The following is an 8,813-nucleotide window of genomic DNA, read 5'->3' on the forward strand; positions in this document are numbered from 1 at the left end:
TCCGGGTGGAATCAAGCGCATTATTTTCGGGATTAGCAGGGACAATTGGCAAACGAGAAAAATTTACTAAAATCCGAAGGCAGGTTCGGTAAATATATTCTCGCCGAGAAGGTAGGACAAGGCGGTTGGGGTGAGGTGTGGTTGGCTACCAACGCTTGGATTCCCAACAAACCACCCGTCGCCATCAAATTTGTGCTGCGCCAAAGATCCCAGAAAGAATTGGAGCGTTTTGAACACGAAGTAGCCATTCTTGGCAAATTGTGGGGGCATCCTAATATTATTACCGCCGACGATTACGGTGAGCAGAACGGCATCCCCTATCTGGTGATGGAATATGCCCCCAACGGAGATTTAGCTCGCCGGATTGCACAAGGCTTATCTCTCGAATTGGTAGCAGATTATCTTGACCAAATCTCCAATGGTTTGGACTATGTCCACTCGCAAAAGCCCCACCCTATTATTCATCGCGACCTCAAGCCTAGCAATATTCTTTTCGGGGTAAACGATGTTCTGAAGTTGGCAGATTTCGGCATTGCCCACGATGAGGATGTAACTTTAACCTACACCGGAATGAACCTCGGCACTCCCGAATATATGGCGCCTGAGCAGTTCACAGACCCCAGAGAAGTTACTCCCGCTGCCGACATTTACAGTCTTGGCATAATAACCTTCCAGATGTTGACTCAACAGCTTCCGTTTGGCTTCCGTATCAAAGGTGAAGTATCGGCGGGGGATGTGGAGATGGGGCATCGCCACAAACCAGTACCCGACTTGAAGAAACTCAGGTACGGCCTACCCTCCGGGCTTCAGGATGTGTTGGAAACAGCCCTCCATAAAAACCCGGAGGAGCGTTTCCCCTCTGCCGGAGATTTAGCCCGACGGTTTCGGGAAGAACTGGGAAAAGCGCCGCTGATACTTCCTACCGAATTCTATTCACAGTCTGAGGCGCAAATCGCCGAAGAGAACCGTTTCAAACAACTCGAAGGGCTTGTCCAAAGCTTCAAAGTGGTAGAGGAGGATTTTCGGGAGCAATTCCAGCTTGTCTGGGATATGGTTAACACGCAGGAAGGTTCGGCGGAGACGCTGAAGGAGTTGTTTGAACTTCGGCTACAGGCGATAAGGGAGAAGTTGGAAGGCTTTAATCGCTATATTGCCGACTGTGAAGCGATTATAGCCCAAGTTCCTACCGATTCAGATAGCTCTTTGGAGCGGGAAAAGCTAGAGGCACGCGCTCAAGAATTGCGCCAGAGCCTAGCTCAAAACGAGGAGCAAATCGGTAAGGCTGAAAACATTGCGCAGTTGCGGGTAGAACGCCAGTTGGAAGCGGAGCAACTGGAGCAGCGCGTTGCCGAGAGGGTGCAGCAAGGCGCTGAGCTAAAGCGGCAATTTGAAGCTGCCGAGATGGGTTTCGAGTTCCAATGGGCAGAAGCTAGCCAACTACTCGAACTCAGCACAAGCTATTCCCCAGCGCTGGAACCAGAATTCGAGCAGAAACTAGCGCAACTGGAAGCTACTTCCCACCCAATTGAAGCGCTCTTGTCGGCTTTTGCCGTGCTGTTGTCACAGTGCGAAAGCGAAGAAGAACGCACCCGCCTAGAAGCAGGCTATCCGGAACTGGAAGGGCGCTACAAGGAAATCCAGAACAAGCTGGCGCTAACCCGCACCCAGTTTGGCGAGAAATTGGCAACGCTAAGAAATGAAGCAGAAGCAGCCGTCAGGCAGGCAGAGGCGCTCGCCAAAGAAGAACGTGCGAAAGAGCGGGCAGCTACGGCGGAACTACTCCGGCGCGGCTTTGAGAGTTTTACTACCGACTTGCTGAATTCTCTTGCCCGCTTCGAGGCGAAGGTAAATTCCGCTACCGGGAATCCAAACCAGCTAACTCAGGCTTTTGAAAGAGAATTAGCCATCCTAAGCGAGGCGCTTAAAGAAGCCGAAAGCAGGCGAGGGGCTTATGCGGCGCTGGCGCCACTAGCAGAGAGCAAAAACGAGGAAAATGCCTTATCCGAAGCGCTGGTGCAACTTGATGCCGCTTTGTCCCGCTGCCGGGCCGGTTATGAGCAGGCTTTCATGGCAGCCGGGCAGCGGGTGGAGCAGCAGCAGGAAATTGATAAGCAGTTTGCCGAGGAGCAAAAAAGGCTGGCTACGGAAGAGCAGCGCCTTGGGGAAGAAGCGGCGACCACTCGCGGGTTGGTTGAAGCAGCCCTGAAGAACTTCCAATTGGCTATCGAGAAAACTGTCGGTCAGTCTAATGAGCTAAAGGAGGCTTACGGCAAGGAAGAAAAGCGCATCGCGGGACTGATTGCCCAATTGGAACAGCTTTCTTCCGGGTATGAGAAGTTGACACAGCAAGCCCCTGAGCCAGCCCAAAAACAGCGCCTGAACCAGCAGACAAGCGATTTACATAGAGCGTGGCGCAATTACCAACAAGAGTTTGAGACGCTTTCTGGGAAAGCGGCAGTGGTAGTTAAAGGCGCCGCCGAGTATGAGCAGCGCCAACAAGAAGAGGCGGAAGCCAAACGACAGCAGCAACAAGCCACCGCGGCAAGAGCGACGAGAGCAGCCGAGATAAAGCGGGCTTTTGAGCAGACGGAACAGAGTTTCCAGCGCCAGCGCCAAGCGGTAGAGCAGATGTTGAAAAACAGCCAAGGCTCTGCCGAAAAGGTGAAACAGGACTTTGCCGCCAAAAAAGCAGAGCTAGAGGGACTGCTTAAAAAGCTGGAAGCGAACCTGACGGCGGTTAACGAGCTGGCACAACAAGCCGCTACTGCCGAGGAGAAATCGGCTTTTGAACGCGAGAGGCAGCAACTCAAAGCTCGGGTGCAGGGATATCGTGAGCAATTGGAAGCATTAGGACAGCTGCACCAAGCGACCGTTGATAGGCTGAAAACTCCGCCTGTGCCGGTGACTAAGCCTCTAATTCCGCCCACCGAACCCCTTACCCCGGCGCTTAAAACCGAACCGCTTACTGCTCTCAAACCTAATATCGCAGGAAATGGGGCAGTTAAAGCGCCCCATAAGCGCCTCAAAGTCTTTCTTTGTCACTCCAGCAAAGATAAACCACAGGTGTTAGAGCTTTATAAGAAATTGAAAACGGTGAGTTGGATTGAGCCATGGCTTGATCGGGAAAACTTAATTGGTGGACAAGACTGGCAGTTGGAAATCAGAAGAGCGGTAGAAGCCAGCGATGTAGTGATCGTAGTCCTCTCCAATGAAGCGGTGACAAAAGCCGGCTTCGTACATAAGGAAATTGCTTATGCCCTGGATATGGCAGAATTGCAGCCTGAAGGTGCAATTTTTATCGTGCCGACTAAAGTGGAAGAGTGCAAAATTCCTGATCGTCTTTCCCGCTGGCACTGGGTAGAGCTTTTCCAGAAAGATGGGTATGGGCGACTTCTTCGGGCACTTAGCAAACGGGCTGAAGATTTAGGGCTGTTTGATGAGCCTAAGCCACCCAAACCCATAAAGAACAACAAAATTTGGTGGTCAGCGGGTAGTTTGTTGGCTATTGCAACAATATCAGTGCTATTTGCTTTAAATCTGCTCGGTGGAACTCCCCAAACTCCTTCTCTCGCCACCGCCACGGTTGCTGCGACAGCCGCAACCACCGCTACCGATACTACTACTGCCACAGTATTGCCCACTGCTACCATCTCAGCTACTCCAACTGTCGCAACTACGGTGTCGATTACGACAATAGCGCCTACTGCTACTGTCATCACTCCTTCGCCCACTCCCGGTTCTAGTCTTGCCCTCTTTGGAACCGGTACTACCCGCCGAGGTGATTTAACTCAAGTTACAACCGCAGATGTGGTTACAAGTTTCTCCGAGGGTGAGGAAATCTTTGCTTACCTTAACTTTGATGGCGCCAGACCGGGCGTGGATGAAATCGGAGTTATTTTGATAGCCAATGGCAATCCGGTTTCAGAGAATAAATACACCTTACAGAAAAAGAGTGGATTTGTGCTGTTTTCGCTAGGCAAGCAGGGCGCTGGTACTTTCAGGGTGCAGTTCCGCTATAACGGCGCAATTATTGCGGACTGGCAGCCTGACTTCCGGGTAACAGCAGTTACTACCACGAATTCCGCTCCTGTGGTGGTAGTAAACACCCCTCGAACCACAACCGTCTTTGTGCCTACTACGGCAGCACCTGTACCACCCACCCCTACGCCGATACAGCCTACGGCTATTCCGCAGGGTATTCCTACACCCACTTTTTGCCCACCGGGTTCCTGCTAAGTGGAGTAGTTTAAGGAGAACTCGAAGTATTTGAATAGCTATATGAGAAAGAATAGGGATTATAAACATTAGAAAGGTACAGTTCTTTGGCAAGGGAGTTGCAGATAGGGGATCAGTTCGGAAACTATAGCCTGATCCGGAAAATAGGGCAGGGCGGTTGGGGTGAGGTGTGGTTGGCGCACCACGTCAAATTGACCAATCGTCAGGTGGCGATTAAATTCGTGCTGCGCCCCCGTCCCAAAGAATTGCTGCGATTCGAGCACGAAGTGGAAATCCTCGACCGCTTGCGCCACAATCCCCATATACTCAAGGCAGAAGATTTCGGGGAGCAAAATGATATTCCCTATCTGGTGATGGAATATGCTCCCGGTGGCGACCTTTCCCAACACATGAGGGGTTTGAGCCTACAGACGGTGGCGGATTATCTGTCCCAGATAGCCGATGCGCTGGATTATGCCCATGCTCAAAAGCCTAAGCCGATTATCCACCGCGACCTGAAGCCCACCAACCTTTTGTTTGATGAACACGGCAAGCTGTTACTGGCTGACTTCGGGATTGCCCATGAAGATGATTACACTCTGACCTATTCCGCTACTAGCCTGGGTACGCCGGAATATATGGCGCCGGAGCAGTTCTTCGATGCCAAGCGGGTGGGTAAGGAAGCGGACATTTACAGTTTGGGGGTAATTGCCTTTCAGTTGGTGACGGGACGCTTGCCCTTTGGTAGCCGGGTGGAAGGGAGATCTTTCGGGGAACTGGAGATGGGGCACCGCAACCAACCCTTACCTCAAATTGGGCAGAACAAACGGGAGTTGCTACCGACAGGCTTGCAAGCAACGCTAGAGAAAGCGATGGCGAAGGAGCCGAAAGATCGTTACCGGACGGCGAAAGCCTTTGCGACGGCATTCAAACAAGCGCTTGTGCCGGAAAAGCCCGCCCCCGTAACGCCGCCGCCCACTGAGGCTTATTCTGCGGATGAACGGAGAGGAAACCCACCGCTTAACCCGGTAAAACCGCCGCAAAATTATTACCCAAACCCACCGCCTCAAGTTCCCCCACCTGCAAAGCCTCGTATTGTGGCGGATAAACATGGCATGTTTTCGTCTTCGAACCCCATGCAGATACATCATTCTTATTCTTATAGGAAAAGGAGGAATACTCTCTTCATGCGTTGGATAGCGGGAAGCGGCTTGTTGGTGGTAGCGGTGATAGCGGCGCTGCTGACGCTGAACACAGGCGGGAGGAGTACTACCCCTACGCCAATTGCCAAGGAAACAATAGTTACAGTCCCACCCCCCGCTTCAAGTGCTTCTTTCAAACTACTCATCACCCTCACCGGTCATTCTGGCGCTGTTTCATCGGTAGCCTTCAGCCCGGACGGCAAGACCCTCGCCAGCGGAAGTGATGATGGCAGCATCAAACTGTGGGACGCCGCTTCTGGCAACCTACTCAACACTCTCGCCGATCATTCTCTCCCTGTCAATTCAGTAACATTCAGCCCCAATAGCAAAACCCTTGCCAGTGGAGGTGATGATAAAAACATCAAGCTGTGGGATGTCGCTACGGGCAAACTACTCAACACTCTCACTGGTCATTCCAATATTGTCACATCAATTGTGTACAACCCAGATGGAAAGACCATCGCATCTGGAAGTGATGATACTAGCATCAAGTTGTGGGACACCGCTTCGGGCAAACTGCTCAACACTCTACAAGGGCATTCTAATATTGTCAGATCGGTAGCGTTCAGCCCGGACGGGAAAATCCTAGCCAGTGGAAGTTGGGATAACAGCATAAAGCTGTGGGACACCGCTTCGGGCAACCTACTCAACACTCTACAAGGGCATTCTAACGCTGTATGGTCAGTAGCGTTCGGCCCGGACGGGAAAATCCTAGCCAGTGGAAGTTGGGATAACAGCATAAAGCTGTGGGACACCGCTTCGGGCAACCTACTCAACACTCTACAAGGGCATTCTAACGCTGTATGGTTAGTAGCCTTCAGCCCGGACGGGAAGACCCTCGCCAGCGGAAGTGAAGATAAAAGCATAAAGCTGTGGGACACCGCTTCGGGCAACCTACTCAACACTCTACAAGGGCATTCTAACGCTGTCAGATCGGTAGCTTACAGCCCGGACCGGAAGACCCTCGCCAGCGGGAGTATGGATAAAACCATCAAGTTGTGGGGGGTGGGAAGTTGAGCAGTCTAGGCAAACCGGAACAGGCAACAGCCCTATTAGCGAGGAATCTCTGTGCCAAATTTCAGTAAAGGCGAAAACGTCGGCAGCTACGTGCTGGACAAGAAGTTGGGAGAAGGGGGTTGGGGCGAGGTTTGGTTGGCGCGCCACCCCACCCTGTCCAAAAAACCGCCCGTTGCTATCAAGTTTTTGCTGCACCTCTCCGATACAATGCTGGTACGCTTCAAGCAAGAGGCGGTTATCCTAGATAAGTTGCGGGATAATCCTCATATTATTACGGTCGAGGATTACGCCCAGCATCGAGGTGTACCTTACCTGCTAATGCAATACGCCCCCAGAGGAAACCTTGCGGAAAGAATCGGTAATGGGCTGTCCCCTGAAGTAGTAGCAAACTATTTAACACAGGTAGCAGATGCGCTGGATTTTGCCCATGCTCAGGGTATAATCCATCGCGATGTGAAGCCCAGCAATGTTCTCTTTGACGGGCAAAATCGGTTGCTTCTGAGCGATTTCGGGATTGCTCACGATGATTCCAAGCCATCTACCAACTCGGATGACCCCTTGAGAACACCGGAATACAGCGCGCCGGAGCAGTTCAAGAACGCCAAAGTTGTGACAGCGGCAGCAGATATATATGCGCTAGGAGCAATGACTTTCCAGTTATTGACCGGGCATTATCCTTTCGGAGCAAGACCGCTAAAAAGTGGGTATGAGTTGGCGTTTGCCCATTTCAATACTCCGGTACCAAAGCTGGAAAGCTACCGTGTGGGATTGCCAAGAGGCTTGCAAGCGGTAATTGAGAAGGCGATGGCGAAGGAGGCGAGCGAGCGCTACCAAACGGCGAAAGCCTTCGCTATGGCATTCGAGCGGGCGCTTGTGCCGGAAAAGCCCACCCCCCTAGTGCCACCTACCGAGCCTTATTCTGAGAATGAGCGGATAGGAAACCCACCGCCTAACCCAGTAAAACCGCCCCAATATTATTACCCAAACCCATCGCCCCTAGTTTACCCACCTGTAAACCCCCGAATAGAAGTGGAAAAGCCGCGTGCTTACCAACCGCCCCAAGCAGAAAAACCCCGCCCCCCACGCCGGAGAATAAAATTGGGCTGGCTAGCGGGAATCGGCTTGTTGGTGGTCTCGGTAATAGCGGCGCTGCTGATTTTGAATGCAAGCGGTGGGCGCGCCACCCCCACCCCAATTGCTGAGGCAACTGCTACAGCAATTCCGGTGACTTCCACCCCTATATCGACAACTACCGCCAACCCAATTGCTGAGGCAACGACTATCCCCCCCGCTGCCAACGCTTCTTCCGAGCTATTGCACACTCTCACTGGTTATTCTGGCGGAGTCAATTCAGTAGCCTTTAGCCCGGACGGCAAAAACATCGCTTCAGGGAGTACGAATGGCAGCATCAAGTTATGGGATAGCACTACGGACAAACTGCTGAACACCCTCATCGGTCATTATGATACTGTTTATTCGGTAACGTACAGCCCGGACGGTAAGACCCTTGCCAGCGGGAGTTATGATAATAGCATCAAGCTGTGGGATGTTGCTTCCGGCAAGCTACTCAACACCCTCACCTATCATACTATGCTTGTATCATCGGTAGCGTACAACCCGGACGGCAAAACCCTCGCTAGTGGGAGTTGGGATAAAACCATCAAGCTATGGGATAGCGCTACAGGCAAGCTACTCAACACCCTCTCCGGTCATTCTTCCTATGTCAATTCAGTAGCCTTCAGCCCGGACGGCAAGACCCTCGCTTCCGGAAGTTATGATAACAGCATCAAGCTGTGGGACAGCGCCACAGGCAAGGAACTCCGCATCCTCTCCGGTCATTCTGCCGGTGTCATTTCGGTAGCCTTCAGCCCGGATGGCAAAACCCTCGCCTCCGGAAGTTATGATAACAGCATCAAGTTGTGGGATGTTTCTTCGGGCAATCTAATCAACACCCTCTCCGGTCATTCTGCTGGTGTCAGGTCGGTAGCCTTCAGCCCGGACGGTAAAACCCTCGCCAGCGGGAGTTATATAGAAATCAGGCTGTGGGACACCGCCACGGGCAATCTAATCAACACCCTCTCCGGTCATTCTGGCTGGATCATTTCGGTAGCTTACAGCCCGGACGGCAAGACCCTTGCCAGCGGGAGTGATGATACCACCATAAAGCTGTGGGATGCTACACTCCCCTAACACACGAGTAGCGGGGATTAATCTCTCCCGGTTAATCCCCATCTCTACCTCGCAGAAAATATTTTTAGCGACACTTTGCCTGTTTTCACCCATTCCCTTCTAAAATAGCAGCAGTGGCACTTACCCTGTGTTATTCAATCCTCTCCCCCACACAGCGGGGAGACTGCCAGAAAGGACCGGGTGTTTCCT

Annotated in this window: 3 protein-coding genes; all 3 read left to right on the plus strand. The window is 52.2% G+C overall.

Annotated features, from left to right (window positions below; genetic code table 11):
- Nucleotides 1-45 precede the first annotated feature (45 nt).
- The 3 genes from OZ401_RS24620 to OZ401_RS24630 all read left to right on the plus strand — a co-directional run bounded on the left by OZ401_RS24620 (nt 46) and on the right by OZ401_RS24630 (nt 8,624).
- The gene (locus OZ401_RS24620; protein WP_341471983.1) at nt 46-4,236 is read left to right on the plus strand and encodes a protein kinase domain-containing protein; all 4,191 of its coding nucleotides are present in this window, start codon (nt 46-48) and stop codon (nt 4,234-4,236) included.
- Nucleotides 4,237-4,322: 86 nt separating this feature from the next.
- A complete protein-coding gene (locus tag OZ401_RS24625) occupies nt 4,323-6,434 on the plus strand; it encodes a serine/threonine-protein kinase (RefSeq protein ID WP_341471984.1) in 2,112 nt (703 codons plus the stop codon).
- Nucleotides 6,435-6,485: 51 nt separating this feature from the next.
- Nucleotides 6,486-8,624: a serine/threonine-protein kinase gene (locus OZ401_RS24630; RefSeq protein ID WP_341471985.1), complete on the plus strand. Its 2,139-nt coding sequence runs from the start codon at nt 6,486-6,488 to the stop codon at nt 8,622-8,624.
- The last annotated feature ends 189 nt before the right edge of the window (nt 8,625-8,813 follow it).

The sequence above is a fragment of the Candidatus Chlorohelix allophototropha genome (assembly GCF_030389965.1).
Taxonomy (GTDB): Bacteria; Chloroflexota; Chloroflexia; order Chloroheliales; family Chloroheliaceae; genus Chlorohelix; species Chlorohelix allophototropha.